The following is a 23,078-nucleotide window of genomic DNA, read 5'->3' on the forward strand; positions in this document are numbered from 1 at the left end:
CATATAAAAAATTAATCGCTAATAATATATTAACAAAAATTTAGAATATTCTCTACAATATGGACCATTCAAATGAAAATATTTTAAGAAAATTTATTATTTTAAAAATTTTAATATAGATAAAATTTAAAATGTATAATATAATTAGATACAAATTAAAATTTTAAGACATTAAATTTCACAGGGGAGGAAAAGGTTTTGGAGATAGGTGAATTAAAAAACTTAGCAAAATCACAGATGAAAGGTAACACAGGAATACTAATAATTTCAAATTTAATATTTACAGTACTTACAATGTTAATACCAATAATACAGATTATATCTAACACTGAATTAAATTCAGTTTTAAAGTTTATAATAATGATATTAGTTCAGCCACTATTTTTAGGTATAGCATATATACATTATAATTGTACTTTAGATGGACAGGTTGTTAAATTAGCAGATTTATTTTATGGATACAGGGAAAACCTAAAGCGTCAAGGGATTGTATACGTAATAAAAAGTATGATAACATATTTAATGACTTCATCTTTGGTAACACTAGCAACAACTATAATCATGATACTTAAGCCTAATCAGGCAGTGGTTCCAATTATAATGGCTATAGTTATATTCATACCATCATTTATACTACAAACTTATCTTTCTCAAATATATTATATAATGGTATGCAATAAGGAACTTAAGGGAACTGAAGTTTTAAAAGATAGTATGCTAATGATGAGAGGAAGATTAATTGAATATATAGGAATAACTTTAAGCTTTGTACCTTGGTTAATATTAGATATATTTACTTTTAAATTAGCATCTATATGGGTTAACCCATATAAAAACCAAACTTTAGCAAATTATTTTAACAAAGTAAAAAAAGAATACTATAAAAAAAGCGAAAATGTTATTGCCTAAAATTAAAATATAAAGAGGCGAGATTATGATAGATATAACTTTATTAGGGTGTGGAGGAAGTATGCCTACACCAGATAGATATCTTTCTTCAACACTTATAAGTTATAGAGGAAGAAAAATACTAATTGATTGTGGAGAGGGAACACAGGTTTCTATGAAGATTGTAAATTCTGGATTTAAATCTATTGACTACATTTGTATAACTCATATACATGGAGACCATATAATAGGATTACCTGGATTATTATCGACTATTGGAAATAGTGGAAGAGAAGAACCCCTCACAATAATAGGACCAGAAGGTATAAAAGAAGCGGTAGATGCCTTTATGGTAATAGTAAGAGATCTTCCATATGAATTAAGAGTTATAGAAAATCCAAAGGAAGATATAATTGTAAATAACAATTATATTTGTAAAGATATTATAATATCAACACTAGAGGTAGATCACTCAACACCTTGCATAGCTTATAGCTTTTATATAAAGCGAAAGGCTAAGTTTGACTTAGAAAAAGCTATTTCGAACAATGTTCCAAAAGAACTTTGGAATAAACTTCAAAATGGAAGAGATATAAGAGTTGAAGATACATTATATACAAAAGACATGGTTATGGGACAACCTAGGAAAGGATTAAAAGTAAGTCTTGTAACAGACACAAGACCTAATAAAGCTATTGAACAATTTGTAAAAAACAGTGATTTATTAATATGTGAAGGTATGTATGGTGATAATAGTGATATAGATAGAGCTATAAAAAATAAACATATGGTTTTTAGTGAAAGTGCAAATATTGCAAAAGACTCTCAATCAGAAATGCTTTTATTAACTCATTATAGCCCTATATTAAAAGATCCAAGTATTTATATAGAAAATGCAACTAATATATTTGAAAATACTATATTAGGAATGGATAGATTAAATATAAACTTAGTATTTAAAGAATAGTAATAATTATTACTATTCTTTTTGTTTTTATTAGGGTAATTTGGGTATATTTAAAATAAGATTTAATTATGGAGGAATGAAATGAATTATATAAATATAGATAATAATAAATTAAAGGAATTAGTAAAAGAATCAGATACTGTATTAATAGATATAAGAACAAAAGAAGAGTTTGAAGAAGGAAATATTTTAGGATCTATTAATATACCTCTTCAAAACTTAATGTATGATATTGATGAAATAGAGGAATTTAAAAATAAGAATGTTATTGTGTATTGTAGAAGTGGACATAGAAGTATAACTGCTTGTAATTTATTAGAAATAGAAGGATTTAAAAACATATACAATTTAGAAAAAGGAATAATTGAATTTAATTAAAAATGACTAAGGATTTATAAATCCTTAGTCATTTTTTTTGATTTTAAATCATCAATTTTAAATCCAAAATTTTTATAATAATCAACAAGTCTATCGTTATTAGCATGAAGAACAATCTTATTATAACCTTTGTTTTTAGCGAGCTCATAACTTGAATATAATAACTTATGAGCTATACCCATTCCTCTAAATTCTTTTTTTACAGCTATATTAGATATATAATATTCATTTTTAGCACACTCTTTATAAAAAATATAACAAATAGTATCTAATAAAAATTTAAATTTAAAATTAAGTTTTTTTTCCATTTTAATAAGATTAAAATCTGATACAAGTGTTTCTTTTTTTATGTTTTTTCCACCCAAAGATAATATAAATCCACAAAACTGATTTTCTTTTTTACAAACAAGGATATTGTTTAATTTAAATCTAGTATTAGTAGTATTTAAAAGGATATTAAGCTTTTCTTTTTGATCTGCTTCTGTACCATAACCCCATTCATAATTTGGATTTAACTCTGTTTCATAAATCAAATCAATTATACTTTTAATATCTTCTACTTCAGCAATTTTTACAATATATGAATCCAAAATTTCAGCCCTTTCAAATTTGTTTATAATAGTATACACTTAAAATTAAAAAAAATCATTAAAATATAAAATGATTTGCATGTAACTTAAAAAAATGTGTGCATTTCATTGAAAACGATGTCAGCAAGTGGTAAAATTTATTTAGACAAATAAATAACAAAATGTAAATGAAAAATAAATTAATATATTATAGGTATAGTTAATAAGCTAATAAAGGAGATTATTAGTTAATCTCCTTTAAGAATATAAAAATTAAAATAGGGGGCTTTAACATGATCAAAGAAAGACTAGCTAAACTTAGAGAATACATGAGTGAAAAAAATATTGATGCTTACATAATACCATCATCAGATAATCATCAGAGTGAATATGTAGGAGATCATTTTAAATGTAGAGAGTTTATATCAGGGTTTACAGGATCAGCAGGTACTGTAGTAGTAACTATGGAAGAAGCCGGACTATGGACTGATGGTAGATATTTTATACAAGCTGAAAAAGAGTTAGAAGGAAGTACTATAAAGCTATTTAAAATGGGAGAAGAAGGTGTTCCTACTACTGAGGAGTATTTATATGAATCTCTAAAAGAAGGTAAAACATTAGGCTTTGATGGTAGAGTTATATGTGCAAAAGAAGGAATTAATTTAGAAAAAAAATTAGCTAAGAAGAATATAAAAATAGTTTATGATTATGATTTAGTTGGTATGATATGGAATGATAGACCTGATTTATCAACAGCTAAAGCATTTTTATTAGATGTTAAATATGCAGGGGAAACATTTAGTTCTAAATTAAATAGAGTAAGAGAATCTATGAAAGAAAAAAATGCAAATGTTCATGTTATAACAACATTAGATGATATAGCATGGTTATTTAATATAAGAGGAGGAGATGTTAAATTTAATCCTGTAGTATTATCTTATGCATTAATAACATTAGATAAAGTTTACTTATTTTTAGATAAAAGCAAATTAAATGAAGAAATATTAAATGAGTTATCAAAAGAAAATGTAGAAATTAAACCTTACAATGATATATATGAATTTATAAAAACTTTAGATAAAAATGATAAAATACTTCTTGATTCAACTAAAATAAACTATGCTATATTAAATAATATACCAAGTGAAGTTGAGAAAGTAGATGAATTTAACCCTACAATGTTTATGAAAGCTCAAAAAAATCCAATTGAGTTAGAAAATATAAGAAATAGCCATGTAAAAGATGGGGTAGCATTTACTAAATTTATGTATTGGCTAAAAAATAATGTAGGAAAAATAGAAATATCTGAATTAAGTGCATCTAAAAAATTAGAAGATTTAAGACGTGAACAAGAAGGGTTTATAGAACCAAGTTTTGGAACTATAGCAGGATATAGAGATCATGCAGCTATGATGCATTATAGTGCAACAAAGGAAAGTGATGCTAAACTAGAAGCAAGTGACTTATTCTTAATAGATTCAGGTGGACAGTATTTTGATGGAACTACAGATATAACTAGAACTATAGCTTTAGGAAAAATAAATGATGAGCTTAAAAAACATTTTACAGCTGTTGCTAGAGGGATGATAAATCTTTCAATGGCTAAATTCTTATATGGAGTTAGAGGATATAACTTAGACATATTAGCAAGAAGACCAATGTGGAATATGGGTATAGATTATAAGTGTGGGACAGGTCATGGTATAGGATTCTTATTGAATGTTCATGAAGCACCAAACGGATTTAGATGGAGAATAATTCCAGATAGATTTGATAGTGCTGTTTTAGAAGAAGGAATGGTAACAACTAATGAGCCGGGAATATATGTAGAAGGTTCTCACGGAATAAGAACTGAAAATGAGTTAGTTGTTAGAAAAGCAGAAAAAAATGAATATGGACAATTTATGGAGTTTGAAGTTGTTACTCTTGCTCCAATAGATTTAGATGCTATAGATCCAGAAGAAATGAATAAAGAAGAAAAAGCATACTTAAATTGGTATCACGAATTAGTATACAATAAGGTATCACCATTCTTAACAGAGGATGAAAAGGCTTGGTTAAAAGAATATACTAAAGCAATATAATAAATATCATATAAGTAGCACATGATTTTAAAATCATGTGCTATTTTTTTATTAATAAATTAGAAAAATATTAAAATTATTTAAGTTGTAGAGAAATCAAACAGTTAAAAATTGTTAGAGTTTTCACTATCTAATAAAAAATTTTAAAAATAAGAAAAATTTTGTAAATATATTGAAAACGATGTCATGGCATGGTAATATTATAAAAGGAAATTGATATGTATAAAATTTATATTAAATAATAAGGGGGCTTATTATGATAAGGGGAAGAATAGAAAGTCTAAGAAAGAACATGAAAGAACATGGTATAGATGCTTATATAATACCATCTTCTGATAACCACCAAAGTGAATATGTTGGAGAATTTTTTAAATCAAGAGCATATATATCAGGATTTACAGGTTCAGCAGGGGTATTAGTTGTGACTATGGAAGAAGCAGGATTATGGACAGATGGTAGATATTTCATACAAGCAGAAAGTCAGTTAAGAGATACTGGAATTAAGCTTTTTAAAATGGGAGAAGAAGGAGTTCCTACTACTGAAGAATATATAGTTAATACTATGAAGGAAAACTCAGTGTTAGGGTTTGATGGTAGATTAATATCTGCAAAAGAAGGTAACGAGTTAAAAGAAAAGCTAAGAAGTAAAAATGTTAGCATAAAATATGAATATGATTTAGTAGATAAAGTTTGGGAGGATAGACCTTCATTATCAGGTGAAAAAGCATTTTTATTAAATATTAAGTATGCAGGAGAAACTTTTAGTTCTAAATTAAAAAGACTGAGAGATGAAATGAAGTTAAAAGGTGCAAATGTACATGTTATAACAACCCTTGATGATATAGCTTGGTTATTTAATATTAGAGGGAGAGATGTAAAATACACTCCAGTTGTTTTATCTTATGCATTAATAACTTTAGATGAAGTTTATTTATTTATAAATGAAGATAAATTAAATGAAGAGATAATAACTGAGCTATCAAAAGAAAATGTAATAATAAAGCCTTATGACAGTATATATGAATTTGTTAAATCAATAAATTTAGATGAAAAAATATTATTAGATGAAAATAAAGTTAGTTATTCAATATATAATAATTTACCGAGAGAAGTCAAAAAGATAAATGGATTTAATCCTACTATGAACTTCAAAGCAGTAAAAAATAATATAGAATTAGAAAATATAAGAAACAGCCATTTAAAAGATGGTGTAGCATTTACCAAGTTTATGTATTGGCTAAAAACGAATATAGGTAAAATCGAAATTTCTGAAATTAGTGCATCTGAAAAATTAGAGGAATTAAGACGTGAACAGGAAGGATTTATAGAACCTAGTTTTGCCACTATAGCAGGATATAGAGACCATGCAGCTATGATGCATTATAGTGCTACAAAAGAAAGCGATTATAAATTAGAGCCTAAAGATTTATTTTTAATAGACTCAGGTGGCCAATATTATGATGGAACTACAGATATAACTAGAACAATTGCACTTGGAGAGATAAGTAGTGAGCTTAAAAAACATTTTACAGCTGTTGTTAGGGGTATGATAGATTTATCAATGGCTAAATTTTTATATGGGGTAAAAGGATATAATTTAGATATATTAGCAAGAAGACCAATGTGGAATATAGGATTAGATTATAAATGTGGAACAGGACATGGAGTAGGTTTCTTAGGTACTATTCATGAGGCACCAAATGGATTTAGATGGAGAATAAATCCTCAAAGATTAGAAACAGCAACTCTTGAAGAAGGAATGGTAACAACTAATGAACCAGGAATATATATAGAAGGTTCTCATGGAATAAGAATAGAAAATGAATTAATTACTAAAAAAGCAGAAAAAAATGAATATGGTCAATTTATGGAGTTTGAAGTTGTAACATTTGCTCCAATTGATATAGATGCAATTGACGTAAATGATCTAAATAGAGAAGAGAGGGAGTATTTAAATAATTATCATAAGTTAGTTTATAAAAATATATCTCCTTATTTAGAAGAAGATGAAGTTCAATGGTTAAAGAATTATACTAAAGAAATTTAAAAATAATAATAAAGTAGCTTTGCTTTCAAAGCTACTTTACTATAAATATCATTTTAAGGGGGATTTGACAAATGGCAAATACAACATCTTCGCCTGCGAAGCATCCTAAAGGATTGTATACTTGTGGGTTAACTTTTACTTTTGAAAGATTCGCATATTACGGATCTAAAACATTACTGTTATTATTTTTAGCAGAAATGGTAGCAAAGGGTGGTCTAGGTATAGACTATGCTGATGCAACAGCTATAGCAGCAAATTTAGCAGCATTTACTTATTTAGCACCTATATTTGGGGGAATGATATGTGATAGATGGATAGGAGCTAGATATTGTGTAATTATAGGTTCGGTTATAATGGCAGCAGGGTATGCATTAGGATACTTTGCAACTAGTGTAATTTGGGTTCATGCAATGATAATTTTAATTTCGATAGGTACTGGTTTCTTTAAGGGAAATTTAAATGCACTAGTAGGGGAACTATATGATGATAACACTAGAAAAGATGCAGCGTTTTCAATATTATATACATTTGTTAATTTAGGTTCATTTATAGGATCTTTAACTATAGGTATATTATATACAAAAACTTTTGCGGTTATAGATAATGGTCATTTAGTTGAATATGGATTTAGACAATGTTTTATGTTGGCAGCTATAGTTATGCTTTTAGGTGGATTATTATTTACATGTACTATGAAGTATTTAGGGGAAGCTGGAAAATATCCTCAAAAAATGCTTGATAAGCAAGTTGGAAAAACTAACAGTGGTAAAGCTGGAAAAACTGGAAAAACTGGAAAAACTGGAGATAGACCTTTAACTAAGAGAGAAAAAGATAGAGTAAAAGTAATATTCATATTATCATTTTTCTCAATTTTCTTCTGGGTGTTTTATAACCAAGCAGGTTCTTCATTAACTTTATATATGAAAGATTATGTAAACATGTATGTAGGAAGCTTTGAGATACCTGTAATGTGGATAGAAACTGCATTAAATGGATTTTTATGTGTAGCTTTAGGACCTGTTATGGCAGCTATATGGACTAAATTATCTAAAAGAGAAAAGGGCGATTTAAGTATGGCTCAAAAAATCGCTTTAGGATATGCATTTTTAGCAGTAGCATTTGGATTTGTTATAGCGGCTGAATTTGTAAGAGGAGTAGGATCACCTGCTACTGTTAAGGCTAGTGTTTTATGGTTAGTATTCTTTGTAATATTCCAAACAATAGGAGAAATGTGTTTCTCTCCACTTGGAAACTCATTAGTAAGCAAAATAGCACCAGCTAAATATTTATCATTACTTATGGGAGTTTGGGCATGTGCTACATTCTTTGCAAATAAAGCAGCAGGATATGTACAAATGATAATAGACAAGATGGGTCTTATGCAAACATTTATAGCAATACCTGTAATATTAATAGTTGGAGTATTTATAATCTTAACATTTAATAAAAAGTTAACTAATATGATTGGCGATGACGAAAGTTCAGATGAAGTTATTGCTTAGTATTAAACATCAGTAATCTTAGATTACTGATGTTTTTTATTTATAGAATTTAGATAATTTAATATAAAAAATTATATATTACATACATATTTTATATAAATTAAGATTTTATGAATATTTTAATTAACAAAAAGCATAAAAATATAAAATATTTACACAAAAGTACAAATACATAATTTATATAAAATATTAAAATATAAGTAAGAAAATATATAGTTTAAATACGAGGGGGGTATTAGGGAATGAAAAAAATTACTGTGGCTATAATTGGTGCTGGAGCAAGAGGAATGTATGCTTATGCACCATATTTTAAACAACATGAGGAACTAGGGCGAGTAGTTGCTGTTGCAGAGCCTCATGATACAAGAAGAGAGATATGCGTTAAAGAACATAGTATAGATGAAAAAAATATATTTAGAAGTTGGGAAGATTTATTAAAAGAAGATAAATTAGCAGATGCTATAATAATTGCTAATAATGATGAATCCCATTATGAGCCTACTAAACTTGCACTTGAAAAAGGATATCATGTACTTCTTGAAAAACCTATGTCAAATAAATTAGAAGATATAGTAAGATTAGGAGAACTTGCTAAGCAATACCAAAATCAAGTATTTATGATTTGCCATGTACTTAGATATACTACTTTTTTTTCTAAATTAAAAGAAATCGTTGAAAGCAAAGAACTAGGAGACTTAGTAAGTGTACAACACAATGAAAATATAGGATATTGGCACTTTGCACATTCGTTCACTAGAGGTAATTGGAGAAATAGCAATGAAACAAGTCCTTTGATACTTGCAAAGAGCTGTCATGATATGGATATATTATTATGGCTAACAGGTAAAAAGTGTAAAAATATATCATCTTTTGGTCATTTAACCCATATGAGAGATAAAAACTTTAAAGATGGAATGGCTGATAGATGTCTTGACTGTAAAGTAGAAGAGAAATGTCCATATTCAGCAAAGAAATTATACTTATCAGAAAATCCTATATTTGCAAAAGTTGTACATCCTAAACCAACAAAGAAAAATTTAGAAATAGCTTTGAAAACAGGACCTTATGGAAGATGCGTATATAAGTGTGATAATAATGTAGTAGACCATATGGTAACTATTCTTGAATTTGAAGATGATATAACAGCCACTTTTAATTTATCGGCATTTACAGAAGATTGTAATAGAACTATAAAGTTAATGTTTACACATGGAGAAGTTGGAGGAAACCATATTAAAAATACAATAGAAGTTAAAAAATTTGAACATTTTGGACAAAATACAATAAAAACTATAATACCTGAAGAAGTTGAAGGTGGTCATGGCGGTGGAGACTATGGAATAATGAAAGAGTTTGTGAAATTAGTTGCTGAAAATGGAGGTGAAGGAAGGACTAGTGCAACTAAGTCTGTTGAAAGTCATATAATGGCATTTGCAGCAGAATATTCAAGATTAAACAAAGAAGTAGTTAATATAGATAAATTCTGGAATGAAGCTATAGGAAAATTGTAAAAATAATAAGATAAGATAAAATTAAAAATGATTTATCAAAATAAGTATTAATTTTGATAAATCATTTTTTTATTTTATTTGAAATTTATAGAAAATATAATTTTGGCTTGTTCGTTAAATGGGTTTTCCCATCTATGATTTGTGCCAGGAGGAAGAGTTACACTATCTCCAGATTCTAATATAAATTCATCATCTTCTATATAAATTTTTATTTTTCCTTCTAAGACGTATGCAAGTTCTATTGATTTATGAGACATTAACTCATTTGATATTTGAGAGTATGGTATTAAATTTACTATTGCAAATTCAACAGAATTGGCAGATTCAGGAGAAAGAATCTCAAAGACTATATCGTTATTTTTAGTAAATATTACTTTACGCCTAGAATCTTTTCTTACAATTAAATCTTTGTTATTAACTTCATCAATAAAAAATGAAAACAATGGAACATCCAAAGCCTTAGATATGGCCTTTATAGTGTTTAATGATGGATTTGATAAACCTCTTTCTAATTGACTTAATAAAGATGGAGTAACATCTGCTAGTTTAGCTAAGTCTCTGATACTTAAGTTTTTTTCTTTTCTTAGATGTGATATTTTTTCACCTATATCTATATTATCCATATATAATTCCTTTCTTAACAATTTATATATTTAAATTATATCAAAAAATAGAATTGACAGAAAGTGTTTACTTTGTTATATTATATTTAACAAAAGTGAAATATATTTAACACATCGGGGGGATGAAAATTGAATGTACAAATTAGTACTTTAGGAGCAATAGTTGGATTATGTATGGCTATATTTTTGATTATAAGAAAGTTTCAACCAGTGTATAGCTTAATGCTAGGAGCATTAGTAGGAGGACTTGTAGGAGGACTTAACTTAACTGAAACTGTTGAAGTAATGATGAGTGGAGCTAAGGATATCTCACCTTCTATACTTAGAGTATTAACATCTGGAGTATTAGCTGGGATACTTATAAAAACTGGTGCAGTTGATAAAATATCTGAAGAGATTATAAGAGTTCTGGGGAAAAAACATGCTATACTTGCCCTAGCTTTATCAGCTATGATTTTAGCAGGGGTTGGAGTTAATTTGGATGTGGCTATTATAACTGTATCACCGATTGCTTTATCTATAGGTAAAAAACTAAATTATTCTAAATTAGCTATTTTATTAGCTATGGTTGGAGGTGGAAAGGCAGGAAATATCATATCTCCAAATCCTAATACAATAGCTATATCAGAAAACTTTAATATAGATTTAGCAAAATTAATGTTTGCAAATTTTATACCTTCTATATTTGGACTTATAGTTACTATAATAATATGCAATTTAATTTTATTTAAGGGAGATAAAATACAAGAAGAAGATTTACAAAGTCAAAGAGAGGACTTACCAAGTTTTACTTCAGCTATAATAGGACCTTTAAGTGCAATAATATTATTATCATTAGGGACTTTTACAAAAATTCAAATAGATCCTTTGATAGCACTTCCACTAGGAGGGTTTATAGGCCTTATTTCAATGAAAAAAGTTAAATTTTTTAATGAATATATGTCTTATGGACTAAGTAAAATGATAGGCGTTGCTATATTATTATTAGGAACAGGAACTTTAGCTGGTATAATAAAAAATTCTGAGGTACAACAAACAACTATAAACTTACTTAATATGCTTGATATGCCAGAAGTTTTATTAGCACCTATTTCGGGGATGCTTATGTCATTAGCTACAGCTTCTTCGACAGCAGGAGCAACCATAGCGTCTGCTACTTTTGCAGATACTATAATAGGAGTTGGAATAAGTCCTATTGCAGGAGGAGCTATGATAAATGCAGGATCAAGTGTATTTGAACATTTACCTCATGGATCTTTATTTCATTCAAGTGCAGGCGGTATAAATATGAGAATAGAAGAGAGGTTTAAGCTTATACCTTATGAAATTATTGTAGGGTTTATAATGACTATGGTAAGCACAATCATATATGGCTTATTTTAATAATAAAAAGACTATGTAAATAAATTTTATATAGTCTTTTTATTATTAAGAAAAGTATAAATGGTGTAAAAATACAAGATAATTCAAAAAAGTTGAAAAATATAGATATATATAGTATAATTTGTGTAAACAAAAAAATTATTATTTTTGATTGTTAAAGATAAAACAAAAATTAAATTTTATTTAACAAATCATTTTATTTTTATCTAGAATATCTAAGGAGGGAATACAATGGAGGTTACTACGAGTAGGGAGAACACCATTAATGAGGAAATTTCTAGTGACAAACGAAAGGTAAAAGCTGTAAGCACAGAAACATTTGTGTTTATAGGAGTTTTATTAATTGGGTTTGGATATGTAGGTAGCAAAATGGGGATGGGGCTTATGTTTAAGTCTATAATGAATACAGCCCACGATTTATTATTAAACACTGTATTTTTAATAATGGCATTAGCAGTTCTTGCAGGAGCACTAAGTACACTACTTTCTGAGTTTGGAGTTACATCACTTCTTAATAAATTGTTTGCAGGTTTTATGAAACCGTTATACAACATGCCTGGAGCTAGTATAGCCGGAGCAGTAACTACTTACTTATCAGACAACCCAGCTATAATAGCATTTGCTAATGATAAAAGTTTCACTAAATATTTTAAAAATTATCAAATACCAGCTTTATGTAATTTAGGAACATCATTTGGTATGGGACTTATAGTTACAACTTTTATGATGACTCAGGGAGCAGAATATGTTGCACCTGCATTAGTTGGAAATTTAGCTGCAATTATAGGTAGTATAATAAGTGTTAGGATAATGCTTATATTCACTAAAAAATATTATAATTATAATCCAAAAACTGAAGTAAAGGCATCTGGCAAAATTGATGCTATGGAATATAGAGAAATAAGAAATGGAAGCTTGTTCCAAAGAGTTTTAGATTCTATGCTAGAAGGTGGAAAAAATGGAGTGGAACTAGGTATGGCAATAATACCAGGAGTTTTAGTTGTATGTACACTAGTTATGCTTTTAACATTTGGACCATCAGTAGATCCTAAAACAGGAGCAGAAATTTATACAGGAGCTGCATATGAAGGAATAGCTTTACTTCCTGCTTTAGGTAATAAATTAATGTTTATATTAGGACCATTATTTGGATTTACAAATCCACAAGCAATGGCATTCCCTATAACATCATTAGGTGCAGTTGGAGCTGCAATGAGTTTAGTTCCTAAGTTTATAAGTGAAGGGGTTATAACTCCTAATGATATAGCAGTATTTACAGCAATGGGTATGTGCTGGAGTGGATACTTAAGTACACATGTAGGTATGATGGATGCATTAAATGCAAGAGATCTTACAAGTAAAGCGATAATATCTCATACTATAGGTGGATTATGTGCAGGTATATCAGCACACTTTATATATATACTTATATTCTAAATAAAAAACATTGACATATGTATACTTAAAAGTTGTATAATTTATTTAAATAAATTTTAAAGAGGTGTGTACATATGACAACACAAGAAGAATATAAAAAGTATTTAATGGAATTAGAAGCCTACTACAAGACATTATCCAAAGAGGAGCTAGATGAAATGGAGCATCTTATGGATGATACTGTAGGTGATAGAGTGTGTTTTGATGATGTAGATATATTTAAAGAAGATGTTATAAGAATAATAAATGCGGTTAGATCAAAAACAGAAATATAAAAATAATAAAGGGTTATTTTATGGATTTTATCCATGGAATAACCCTTTATTATTTTTATATTTATTATTTAAATAAAAATATAAAAAAGTGTTTATTTTAAAAAATAAAAGGTATATATCAAACATAAGTTAAATAATAAATAAACAAAAACTTATAAAAATATTAGGAGGGTATATATGGAATTAAAATCACTTGAATTAAAAAAAGATTTATATTGGGTGGGATCGCTTGATCCAAGTTTAAGAGTGTTTGACATAATAATGTATACACCGTATGGAACGACATATAATTCATACGTTTTAAAAGCTAATGAGAAAACGATATTATTTGAGACAGTTAAAGCTAAGCATTTTGACAGTTATTTAGCTAGACTTGAAAGTTTAAATATAGATTTAGAGAAAATAGATTATATAGTAGTTAGTCATACTGAACCAGATCATGCAGGAAGTGTTGAACGAATATTAAAATTATCTCCAAAGGCAAAGGTTATAGCATCCCAAAATGCAATAAATTATTTAAAGGAAATAGTCAACTGTGATTTTAATTATATAAAAGTAGAAGATAATGATGAACTAAAAATTGGCAATAAAACATTAAAGTTTTATTCTGTTCCACTGCTTCACTGGCCAGATACTATATACACATATATAAAAGAAGATGAAGTATTAGTTACTTGTGATTCATTTGGTAGTCATTATAGTTGTGAAGGAATAATAAATACTAAAATAGAAAATAAAGATCATTACATGGAAGCTTTAAGATATTATTATGAGTGTATAATGGGGCCATTTAAACCATATGTATTAAAAGCTATAGATAAAATTAGAGCTTTAAAACTAGATATTATATGCCCAGGACATGGACCAGTATTAGTTGAAAATCCAAGAGAAATTGTAGATATATATGAAAAATGGAGTAAAGAAGAAATTGTAATACCAAGAAAAGATATAACTATTTGTTATGTAAGTGCATATGGTTACACGGAAGAATTAGCTCAAAATATTAAAAAAGGAATAGAGGAGCATAGTGATTACGATGTAAAAATGTATGATGTTATACATCATGATATTGCAGAGATTTTAAATTCTATAACATATTCACAAGGTGTATTATTTGGAACACCTACAATAAATGGAGATGCATTAAAACCTATATGGGATATATTGGTTAATTTAAATCCTATAGTACATGGTACAAAATTAGCAGCAGCTTTTGGATCTTATGGATGGAGTGGAGAAGGAATTCCAAATGTTATGGATAGGTTAAGACAGCTTCGTATGAAAACTATAGAACCATTAGTTGTAAACTTTAAACCAAGTGAAAAAGATTTATATGAAGCTCAGCTTTTAGGTAAAAAGTTTGTTGAGAAAACTATAGATGCTTATACTAAAAAAGAAGGTAGTAAAAAATGGAAATGTGTAATTTGTAATGAAGTATTCGAAGGTGATGAAGCTCCTGATGTTTGTCCTGTATGTGGAGCAAAGCATGACCAATTTATAGAAGTTATAGAAGAAGAAATATCTTATAAAAATGATACAAATGAAAGTTTTGTTATAGTTGGGAATGGAGCAGCAGGGTTTTATGCAGCAGATGCGATAAGAAAGAGAAATAATACAGCTAAAATAACAATGATATCTAATGAAGATGAGCTAACTTATTTTAGACCTGCATTATCTGATTTTATAAATGAAGAAGTTAAAGACAAGGATTTTTATGTAGTTGATAAAAGTTGGTATAATGAAAATAATATAGATGTAATTCTTGGAGTAACTGTAAATAAAATAAATGAAAATTCTAAAAAAGTTAACTTAGATAATAATACTGAAGTTAGCTATGATAAATTGATACTAGCTAATGGTAGTTCTAACTTTATACCACCTATAAAAGGTCATGATTTAGATGGTGTATATACTTTAAGAAATAAATCTGACTTAGAAAAAATTAAAAATAATTTAAATAATGCTAATAAAATAGTAGTAATAGGTGGAGGACTTTTAGGATTAGAAGCTGCTTATGAAATGAAATTAGCACAAAAAGATGTTACAGTTATAGAGGCTATGCCAAACTTACTATCTAAACAATTAGATAAAGATGGAAGTTTAATACTAGAGAATATACTTAAAGAAAATGGATTAAATTTAATGACAAATACGTTTTTAGAAAGTATAGAAGGAGAAGAAAAAGTAACTAAAGTAATATTTAAAGATGGAAGTTATTTAGATGCAGATATGGTTCTTTTCTCAATAGGAGTTAGATCAAACACAAGCATTACAAAAGAAACAAATATAAAGATAGATAAGGGTATAATAGTAGATAAAAATATGAAAACTTCAGTAAATGATATATATGCATGTGGAGATGTTGCTGAAATTGATTCAATGGTTTGGGCAATATGGCCAGCAGCAATAGACATGGGTAAAGTAGCAGGAGCTAATGCATGTGGAGATAATACTTCGTTTAAAGTTGAAAATTATTCTGTAATGCTTGATGTATTTGACACAAAAGTATTCAGCATTGGAGATATAAAGAATTCAAATGGATGTATAAGTTTAAATAATGATAATAAATATAAAAAATTATTCTTTAAAGATGATATTTTAACTGGAGCAATATTTATAAATGATTTAAGTTCAAATGTAAAAACTATAAGCTTGATTTTAGAAAAGGCAAATATAAGTGAAGTAATAAATAGCAATTTATTATAAAAAATATATAAACTACTTTAAAAGAACTGAGTTGAAATTTAAATTAAAGACTATTCTTTTAGAGTAGTTTTTTTATTATTACAAAAAAGTAAGAAATATGTAATACTATAAACCATAAATATATTGTATAATAAGAGAATCAGATAAAAAATATTTAAAAAATCGAATAATCATTTGACAATTATAGGGATGGAGGTTGTCTATGGAGACAAAGAAGTTTTTAAATAAAAACATAATACAATATAGTTTCTTAGTATTTATATTAGGAATAACAAGTTATTTAGTTTATAAAACTTTAGATATAAACATGCTTGGAAAAGTTGTAAAAATGGTAGATAAAAAATTTATATTTTTAGGTATGTGTGCAGTAATAGCTCATATGCTACTTGAAGGTTTAGTTTTAAAAATAGTGATAGATAGTATACACAAAGTTCAAACAAGATTTATAGGGTTTAAGTTAGCAACTATGGGATTTTATTATAATCTAATAACACCTTTTGCATCAGGTAGCCAACCAATGCAAATTTATGTTCTAAATAAATGTAAGATGCCTGCAAGTAAAGCCACAGCGGTTATCATGAACAAATCTATAATATATCAAGTCGTAGTTACTGTTTACTGTTCAATATTAGTATTATTAAATACAACAATATTAAAAGAATTAAGAGGGATTATGCCATTAATTTTAATTGGGATAGCTATAAATGCGTTTACTTTAATTATGTCAATGTTAGTTATATATAATCCAGAAAAAGTAAAGGTTGCTACTAAATTTGTAATAAAGCGTTTAGCTAAATTTAAATTATTTAAGTTTTTAGAAACTAAAATAGATAAAATAGAAAATTTTGCAGATGAATACAGTACTTCTGTTAATTTATTTATAAAAAATAAAAAAGCATTATTTTTAACTACAATTATAACAGTAATTCAATTAAGTGTTTATTTTAGTATTTCATTTTGGATATATAAAGCATTTAATTTAACTGGACACACATATGTTCATATGTTAACTTTACAAGCGTTTTTATATATGGCCATATCTCCAATACCAACTCCTGGAAATGCTGGAGCAAGCGAGTTAGCATTCTTTGCTATATTTAAAAGCGTATTTCCTAAGCCACTTATGGGCTATGCAGTATTCTTATATGGAGGATTTGTATATTATGCAGTATTAGTAGGTAGTGGAATATTTACTATGATAACTCATCACACTATGAAAAAGAAAGTTGAAAAGGTTAAAGAAAATATTAAAAACGAAAGTAAAGAATATGTAGTTTAATAAAATATAAAAAAAACAATTAACTTATATAAGTTAATTGTTTTTTTTATATCCGTATAAAATTAGTCTATATGCTTTTTATTAGTCTAATACATTATATATAATAGTATTTGCTACAGAAAGTAGTATAGAAGCTCCTATAGCACTTAAAAATCCATATAAATAAACACCAGGAACTAAACTAAAGGCTAATTTTAAAACAATTGCATTTATAATTAAAGAAAATAAACCTAAAGTTAAAAATGTTATTGGTAAAGAGAAAAATTGAAGTATAGGTTTAATAGTTAAATTTAAAACTCCAAATATAATTGTTAATACAATTAAAGACCCAAATGAACTAATTTGAACACTACTCATTAGTAATGATACTAAGTATAAGGATATAGCATTAACCACTATGAATAAAGATATTTTTTTCATTATTAAAAACTCCTTTCGAATTTAATCATATCAAAAGATATTTTTGATATGATTACCATAAGTATATAAATTATTTCTTCATTAAATATATATTAATATATTCCCAAAAAAAGTAAAATTACACTTTAAAATTTTAAGGTTACAAATTTGATATAAATTAAACTAGTATTTAGTGCATAAAATTTATAAATATTGAGTAAGTTTTTATAAATTACCAGGGTTTAGTCCAAGGTAATCCATAATATTCTTCTTTCCAAATTAAATCGGTTGAAACTCTAAAAATATCACTAGATAAAGCTGATTTATAGTATATATTAATAACACTTATTTTATCACATAAATCATTATTAATGATAATTTTAAAATCATCACAATCAAATACGGTATCTTTTTCTGTAGGCTCATCCAGAGCTAAACTAAAGATTGGACCGTATCAAGCGCTTAATTCTTTTATATAAACACGGAAAATTTTATTGCTAAGCTTATACTCATTAAACATCTTATTTAACTCATCTTTAGCAGGATTACTAATATTTATAATCATAAAACCACTTCCTTTTTATAGATTTTATAAATATAATATACCCTAAATTGAGCTTAATAAATTAAAATATTATTAAGGAATAATTAAGGTATCCTTGATATAGTTTATAGTGTAATAAATAATGAAAGATATGAAGAGGAGAAATTATACAGTATAAGAGTATTTTTTATAAGGATATCTATAATACTATTAATGTTAGTTATATTACAATTTATAATATAGTTAGATTAACTATATTTATAACAATATCAATTTTATTTAATATTAGTATATATAGAAATAAACTAATAACATATATAAATTATGATATAAAGTATAGATATATAGATTTCTAATATTTAAAAATTTTATAAGTGGTTAATTATTATATATTTTGATAAAGTATTAGTATTTACAGATGAAATATAATGAGTTATGGATATATAATTGAAATAAATTGTGAAAATTAAACAAAAAAAAGAGAGATATTCTAAAGATGGAAGATTACCTAGAATTAAATACAAATTTAAGTATAACTAGAAAAATTTAATAAAATAATCAAAAAATTAAATTCCTTGTAATATTATGCAAAAAAAAGGTATAATATTAAATATGGTACTCATATAATGAAAATGTGGGTAAAGGTTATCAAGAATATTAAAATTAAAAACTTAATCATAAATAGAAGGGATATATGGCTATGTTTTTTTTAGATTTTTTCAAAGGAAGTAAGAAAAAAATTAAAGATGAGATAAATGAGTTAAAATTAGAAAAAGAGTGTTTAGAAAAAGAATTTGATAAGCATCATAACAAGTATGAAGAACTATGGAGACAATATCATAGTAATGAAATGAATTATACTTCAGCAATGAAGGTAGATAACAAATGTTATGAGTTAAAAGCAAGAATAAAAGAAATTGAGAAAAAAATAAAAGAATTAGAAAAAAAATTATAAGAAAAGGGCTTATATATTTTTAAATATTTAAAAGTATATAAGCCTTTTTTGTCTGTGTTCATATAATAGATTATAAATTATATAACAAGGAAGTGTTAATATTAAATGATAGATAAAAAATTTATACAAATAGATATGTTACCAAATTATAAATATACAATTGCTAATTCTAATTTGAGAAAAGAAAGCTCAATCAGTTCTGAAATTTTAACTGTTATACCTAAATTATCAAAGGTAGAACTTATAGAAGCTTATGATGAATGGAGCAAAATTAAATATAACTTTGATGTAGGATATATACACAATGAACTTCTATCTATAAGCAAGTATACATGGAGTAACTTAAACTTAAGGGAAAGACCATCAACTGAGTCAAATTCTATTTTAATAATTCCTAAAAAAAGTAAGGTAGAAGTTATTGAAAATCTTGGAGACTGGAGTAAGATAATTTACAGTGACTTATCTGGCTATGTTTTTAATTATTTTTTATCTGATGATGGAAATAAACCTGGTATGTTAGATTATACTTATTTTTATGACGATATAACAAGATTTGTTAATGAAAATAACATAAAGAGTACAACAGATTATTTACTAGTGACAGATTTAAAAAATAAATATACTTATGTATTTAAGAAGAATAACAATATTTGGGAAAATATATATAAATGGAAAAGCACAGTAGGAAAGCCAAGCACTCCGACCATAACAGGTATTTTTTATATATCTGGCAGAAAACCTTCATTTGGAACTGATGAATATATGGTTAAGTATGCAACAAGAATAAAAGATGGATACTATTATCATTCTATACTTTATGATTCAACAGGAAGTTATGTTATAGATGGCAGATTAGGAGAAGCATTAAGTCATGGATGTATAAGATTAAGCTTAGATAATGCTAAGTGGATTTATGATAATATACTAGATACTACTACTGTAGTTATACATTGATGAAAATTATGGTATTATATAAGAAAGAGTTATGAAAGGAAATAAAAAATAATGGGAAAAACACTAGTATTAGCTGAAAAGCCTTCTGTAGGAAGGGATTTAGCTAGAGTTTTAAATTGTAAACAAGAAAAAAATGGATATATAGAAGGAAGTAATTATATAGTAACTTGGGCACTTGGGCATTTAGTTACACTTGCTGAAACAGAAATCTATTCAAATAAATATAAAAATTGGGATATAAATGATTTGCCAATACTTCCTAAATATTTAAAAACTATAGTAATTAAAAAAACATCGAAACAATTTAACACAGTAAAGGCACAGCTTAATAGAAATGATGTAGAACAAATTGTTATAGCAACAGATGCTGGTAGAGAAGGAGAGCTTGTTGCTAGATGGATAATAGATAAAGCACAAGTTAAAAAGCCTATAAAGCGTTTATGGATATCATCAAGTACAGATAAGGCTATAAAAGAAGGGTTTAATAAATTAAAGGATGGAAAAGAGTATGAAAATTTATATAGTTCAGCACTTGCAAGAGCTGAAGCTGATTGGCTAGTAGGCATAAATGCCACGCGTGCACTTACTACAAAATACAATGCTCAACTTTCTTGTGGTAGAGTTCAAACACCTGCTGTGAATATGATTTATAAAAGAGAACTAGAAATTCAAAACTTTAAACCAAAAGAGTTTTATGGTATAGAATTACAAGCTCCTATGTTTAAATTAGCTTGGGTAGATAGTAAAACTAATAGTCAAAATAGTTTTGATAAAGAAAAAATAGAAAAAATATTAGCTAGAGTAGAAAATAAAAATGCACATATAGTAGACGTCAATAAATCTTATAAGAAAAAATATTCACCAGGATTGTATGACTTAACAGAACTTCAAAGAGATGCAAATAAAATATTTAATTTTTCAGCAAAAGAAACTTTATCAATAATGCAAAAGTTATATGAACATCATAAGGTTCTTACTTATCCTAGAACAGATTCTAAGTATATAAGTACTGATATAGTAGATACATTAAAAGATAGGGTAAAAGCTTGTAATGTAAGTGATTATACTAGGGTTTGTACAAAAATATTAAAAGGAAATATAAAGGGAAATAAATCTTTTGTTGACAACTCAAAAGTTACTGATCATCATGCTATAATACCTACTGAAGAAAGAGTGTTTTTAGGAGATTTAAGTGATAAAGAAAGAAAAATATATGATTTAGTTGTTAAAAGGTTTTTAAGTGTTCTAAGTGAACCTTTTGAATATGAGCAAACATCTATTAAAGCAATTATAGAAGATGAAGTATTTATTGCCAAAGGCAAAAAAATTATAAAGCTTGGCTGGAAAGAAAATTATACTAATTTTGATGAAGATGATGATAAAGAACAAAAACTTCCTAATTTAAATAAAGGTGATATATTAAAGATAAGTAGGGCTATTATGACAAGTGGAAAAACTCAGCCTCCAAAACCTTTAAATGAAGCAACATTACTTGCTCAAATGGAAAAGGATGGATTAGGAACTGTTGCAACTCGTGCAGATATAATTGAGAAGATATTCAATTCTTTTTTAGTTGAAAAAAGAGGTAAGGATATATTTATAACTTCTAAAGGAAGACAGCTATTAGATTTAGTTCCTAGTGAGTTAAAATCACCAGAACTTACTGCTTCTTGGGAAAGAAAACTTAATGATATATCAAATGGAAAGCTGAAAAAAGATGTATTTGTAAATGAGATGAAAAATTATACAAAAGATATTGTAAAAGATATTAAAGGCAGTGATGCTACATTTAAACATGATAACTTAACTAAAAATAAGTGTCCAGAGTGTGGTAAGTATATGCTAGAAGTGAATGGTAAAAGGGGAAAAATGTTAGTTTGCCAAGATAGAGATTGTAATACTAGAAAGACAATTTCACAAACCACTAATGCTAGATGTCCAGTTTGCCATAAGAGATTAGAACTTCGTGGCGAAGGAGAAGGAAAGACGTTTGTTTGTAGTTGTGGGCATCGTGAGAAGCTAAGTAGCTTTAATAAAAGAAAGAAAGAGGAAAGTAATAAGGCCTCTAAAAGAGATATAAATAAATATTTAAAAACCCAAAATAAAAAAGAAGAAACTTTTAATAATCCTTTTGCTGAAGCTTTAGCGAAATTGAAAAAGTAAGATATTGAAAAAGAGAGATGAGTATATATTTAAATTATATTATTAATTAACATATATACTTATCTCTTTAATTTTATAAAACTATTTTTTAATTTTTAGTTATATAGTTTTTTCTAAGTAATGCATATAGTATAGCTATTACTCCTATACCTATTATCAGATTATTGACTGATAAGTTTAAAATTCCACCTATTAAGAAAACTACACCCATTAATACAATAGTCAAGGCTTCAAAGTGGATGGTTTTTTTTCTGTCTATTTTACCAAGCCTTTTTGATAATCTTTCAAAGTACTCTTCTTTAAAGACATAATTACTAAATTTTACTTGAATAAATCCAAATATAAATGCTGCTATACCAAAGAACACATATAAAAAGTTTATATTATTCATAGTTGTCACTCCTTTTTTATGTT

At 26.8% G+C, this 23,078-nt stretch carries 19 protein-coding genes; 15 read left to right on the plus strand and 4 right to left on the minus strand.

What is annotated here, in order from left to right; all coding sequences use genetic code 11:
* The first annotated feature begins 198 nt into the window (after positions 1-198).
* The 3 genes from ATCC9714_RS06565 to ATCC9714_RS06575 all read left to right on the plus strand — a co-directional run bounded on the left by ATCC9714_RS06565 (position 199) and on the right by ATCC9714_RS06575 (position 2,233).
* A complete protein-coding gene (locus tag ATCC9714_RS06565) occupies positions 199-909 on the plus strand; it encodes a DUF975 family protein (RefSeq protein ID WP_055341655.1) in 711 nt (236 codons plus the stop codon).
* Between the two features lie 25 nt (positions 910-934).
* Positions 935-1,855 carry a ribonuclease Z gene (locus ATCC9714_RS06570; protein WP_057544798.1) on the plus strand — a complete coding sequence of 307 codons (921 nt, stop codon included), beginning with the start codon at positions 935-937 and terminating at the stop codon, positions 1,853-1,855.
* Positions 1,856-1,936: 81 nt separating this feature from the next.
* A complete protein-coding gene (locus ATCC9714_RS06575; RefSeq protein WP_021124132.1) occupies positions 1,937-2,233 on the plus strand; it encodes a rhodanese-like domain-containing protein in 297 nt (98 codons plus the stop codon).
* Positions 2,234-2,247: 14 nt separating this feature from the next.
* Here ATCC9714_RS06575 and ATCC9714_RS06580 read toward each other — a convergent pair whose 3' ends face one another.
* On the minus strand, positions 2,248-2,823 hold the full coding sequence (locus tag ATCC9714_RS06580; RefSeq protein ID WP_057544799.1) for a GNAT family N-acetyltransferase: 576 nt from the start codon (positions 2,821-2,823) through the stop codon (positions 2,248-2,250).
* A gap of 272 nt (positions 2,824-3,095) precedes the next feature.
* Between ATCC9714_RS06580 and ATCC9714_RS06585 the strand changes: the two genes are divergently transcribed.
* The 4 genes from ATCC9714_RS06585 (at position 3,096) to ATCC9714_RS06600 (ending at position 9,946) form a co-directional block, all read left to right on the plus strand.
* Positions 3,096-4,886 (plus strand): aminopeptidase P family protein, encoded by a 1,791-nt coding sequence (locus ATCC9714_RS06585; protein ID WP_057544800.1) that lies wholly within the window; start codon positions 3,096-3,098, stop codon positions 4,884-4,886.
* 256 nt (positions 4,887-5,142) lie between these two features.
* On the plus strand, positions 5,143-6,933 hold the full coding sequence (locus ATCC9714_RS06590; RefSeq protein ID WP_057544801.1) for an aminopeptidase P family protein: 1,791 nt from the start codon (positions 5,143-5,145) through the stop codon (positions 6,931-6,933).
* Positions 6,934-7,004: 71 nt separating this feature from the next.
* The gene (locus ATCC9714_RS06595) at positions 7,005-8,435 is read left to right on the plus strand and encodes a peptide MFS transporter (RefSeq protein ID WP_057544802.1); all 1,431 of its coding nucleotides are present in this window, start codon (positions 7,005-7,007) and stop codon (positions 8,433-8,435) included.
* Positions 8,436-8,677: 242 nt separating this feature from the next.
* On the plus strand, positions 8,678-9,946 hold the full coding sequence (locus tag ATCC9714_RS06600; protein WP_057544803.1) for a Gfo/Idh/MocA family protein: 1,269 nt from the start codon (positions 8,678-8,680) through the stop codon (positions 9,944-9,946).
* A 74-nt stretch (positions 9,947-10,020) separates the two neighbouring features.
* Here ATCC9714_RS06600 and ATCC9714_RS06605 read toward each other — a convergent pair whose 3' ends face one another.
* Positions 10,021-10,569: a helix-turn-helix domain-containing protein gene (locus tag ATCC9714_RS06605; protein ID WP_057544804.1), complete on the minus strand. Its 549-nt coding sequence runs from the start codon at positions 10,567-10,569 to the stop codon at positions 10,021-10,023.
* A 129-nt stretch (positions 10,570-10,698) separates the two neighbouring features.
* Here ATCC9714_RS06605 and ATCC9714_RS06610 point away from each other — a divergent pair, with 129 nt between their 5' ends.
* The 5 genes from ATCC9714_RS06610 (at position 10,699) to ATCC9714_RS06630 (ending at position 17,649) form a co-directional block, all read left to right on the plus strand.
* Positions 10,699-11,952: a GntP family permease gene (locus ATCC9714_RS06610; RefSeq protein WP_057574283.1), complete on the plus strand. Its 1,254-nt coding sequence runs from the start codon at positions 10,699-10,701 to the stop codon at positions 11,950-11,952.
* Positions 11,953-12,183: 231 nt separating this feature from the next.
* Positions 12,184-13,389, plus strand: a complete 1,206-nt coding sequence (locus ATCC9714_RS06615; RefSeq protein WP_021127174.1) for a CD0519/CD1768 family membrane protein — start codon at positions 12,184-12,186, stop codon at positions 13,387-13,389.
* 74 nt (positions 13,390-13,463) lie between these two features.
* A complete protein-coding gene (locus ATCC9714_RS06620) occupies positions 13,464-13,664 on the plus strand; it encodes a hypothetical protein (RefSeq protein ID WP_021127173.1) in 201 nt (66 codons plus the stop codon).
* Positions 13,665-13,841: 177 nt separating this feature from the next.
* A complete protein-coding gene (locus ATCC9714_RS06625) occupies positions 13,842-16,370 on the plus strand; it encodes an FAD-dependent oxidoreductase (protein WP_057544806.1) in 2,529 nt (842 codons plus the stop codon).
* 202 nt (positions 16,371-16,572) lie between these two features.
* Entirely contained in the window at positions 16,573-17,649 is a 1,077-nt protein-coding gene (locus tag ATCC9714_RS06630) for a lysylphosphatidylglycerol synthase transmembrane domain-containing protein (RefSeq protein ID WP_021130053.1), read from the plus strand.
* An 81-nt stretch (positions 17,650-17,730) separates the two neighbouring features.
* Here ATCC9714_RS06630 and ATCC9714_RS06635 read toward each other — a convergent pair whose 3' ends face one another.
* Positions 17,731-18,069, minus strand: a complete 339-nt coding sequence (locus ATCC9714_RS06635; protein ID WP_021124156.1) for a phage holin family protein — start codon at positions 18,067-18,069, stop codon at positions 17,731-17,733.
* 1,217 nt (positions 18,070-19,286) lie between these two features.
* Here ATCC9714_RS06635 and ATCC9714_RS06640 point away from each other — a divergent pair.
* The 3 genes from ATCC9714_RS06640 (at position 19,287) to ATCC9714_RS06650 (ending at position 22,664) form a co-directional block, all read left to right on the plus strand.
* Positions 19,287-19,547 carry a hypothetical protein gene (locus tag ATCC9714_RS06640; protein WP_021130052.1) on the plus strand — a complete coding sequence of 87 codons (261 nt, stop codon included), beginning with the start codon at positions 19,287-19,289 and terminating at the stop codon, positions 19,545-19,547.
* A gap of 105 nt (positions 19,548-19,652) precedes the next feature.
* Positions 19,653-20,501: a L,D-transpeptidase family protein gene (locus ATCC9714_RS06645; protein WP_021124157.1), complete on the plus strand. Its 849-nt coding sequence runs from the start codon at positions 19,653-19,655 to the stop codon at positions 20,499-20,501.
* Between the two features lie 51 nt (positions 20,502-20,552).
* A complete protein-coding gene (locus ATCC9714_RS06650) occupies positions 20,553-22,664 on the plus strand; it encodes a DNA topoisomerase III (RefSeq protein WP_057544807.1) in 2,112 nt (703 codons plus the stop codon).
* A gap of 88 nt (positions 22,665-22,752) precedes the next feature.
* Here ATCC9714_RS06650 and ATCC9714_RS06655 read toward each other — a convergent pair whose 3' ends face one another.
* On the minus strand, positions 22,753-23,055 hold the full coding sequence (locus tag ATCC9714_RS06655) for a hypothetical protein (protein WP_055331845.1): 303 nt from the start codon (positions 23,053-23,055) through the stop codon (positions 22,753-22,755).
* Positions 23,056-23,078 lie beyond the last annotated feature (23 nt).

It is taken from the genome of Paraclostridium sordellii (assembly GCF_000953675.1).
In the GTDB taxonomy this organism is placed as follows: domain Bacteria; phylum Bacillota; class Clostridia; order Peptostreptococcales; family Peptostreptococcaceae; genus Paraclostridium; species Paraclostridium sordellii.

What these genes read in the sequence shown, in the direction of transcription:
- ATCC9714_RS06595 (WP_057544802.1), top strand. Translation starts at nt 7,005, where the DNA reads ATGGCAAATACAACATCTTCGCCTGCGAAGCATCCTAAAGGATTGTAT.
- ATCC9714_RS06635 (WP_021124156.1), bottom strand. Translation starts at nt 18,069, where the DNA reads ATGAAAAAAATATCTTTATTCATAGTGGTTAATGCTATATCCTTATAC.
- ATCC9714_RS06650 (WP_057544807.1), top strand. Translation starts at nt 20,553, where the DNA reads ATGGGAAAAACACTAGTATTAGCTGAAAAGCCTTCTGTAGGAAGGGAT.
- ATCC9714_RS06615 (WP_021127174.1), top strand. Translation starts at nt 12,184, where the DNA reads ATGGAGGTTACTACGAGTAGGGAGAACACCATTAATGAGGAAATTTCT.
- ATCC9714_RS06590 (WP_057544801.1), top strand. Translation starts at nt 5,143, where the DNA reads ATGATAAGGGGAAGAATAGAAAGTCTAAGAAAGAACATGAAAGAACAT.
- ATCC9714_RS06630 (WP_021130053.1), top strand. Translation starts at nt 16,573, where the DNA reads ATGGAGACAAAGAAGTTTTTAAATAAAAACATAATACAATATAGTTTC.
- ATCC9714_RS06570 (WP_057544798.1), top strand. Translation starts at nt 935, where the DNA reads ATGATAGATATAACTTTATTAGGGTGTGGAGGAAGTATGCCTACACCA.
- ATCC9714_RS06620 (WP_021127173.1), top strand. Translation starts at nt 13,464, where the DNA reads ATGACAACACAAGAAGAATATAAAAAGTATTTAATGGAATTAGAAGCC.
- ATCC9714_RS06645 (WP_021124157.1), top strand. Translation starts at nt 19,653, where the DNA reads ATGATAGATAAAAAATTTATACAAATAGATATGTTACCAAATTATAAA.
- ATCC9714_RS06585 (WP_057544800.1), top strand. Translation starts at nt 3,096, where the DNA reads ATGATCAAAGAAAGACTAGCTAAACTTAGAGAATACATGAGTGAAAAA.
- ATCC9714_RS06655 (WP_055331845.1), bottom strand. Translation starts at nt 23,055, where the DNA reads ATGAATAATATAAACTTTTTATATGTGTTCTTTGGTATAGCAGCATTT.
- ATCC9714_RS06640 (WP_021130052.1), top strand. Translation starts at nt 19,287, where the DNA reads ATGGCTATGTTTTTTTTAGATTTTTTCAAAGGAAGTAAGAAAAAAATT.
- ATCC9714_RS06605 (WP_057544804.1), bottom strand. Translation starts at nt 10,569, where the DNA reads ATGGATAATATAGATATAGGTGAAAAAATATCACATCTAAGAAAAGAA.
- ATCC9714_RS06625 (WP_057544806.1), top strand. Translation starts at nt 13,842, where the DNA reads ATGGAATTAAAATCACTTGAATTAAAAAAAGATTTATATTGGGTGGGA.
- ATCC9714_RS06575 (WP_021124132.1), top strand. Translation starts at nt 1,937, where the DNA reads ATGAATTATATAAATATAGATAATAATAAATTAAAGGAATTAGTAAAA.
- ATCC9714_RS06600 (WP_057544803.1), top strand. Translation starts at nt 8,678, where the DNA reads ATGAAAAAAATTACTGTGGCTATAATTGGTGCTGGAGCAAGAGGAATG.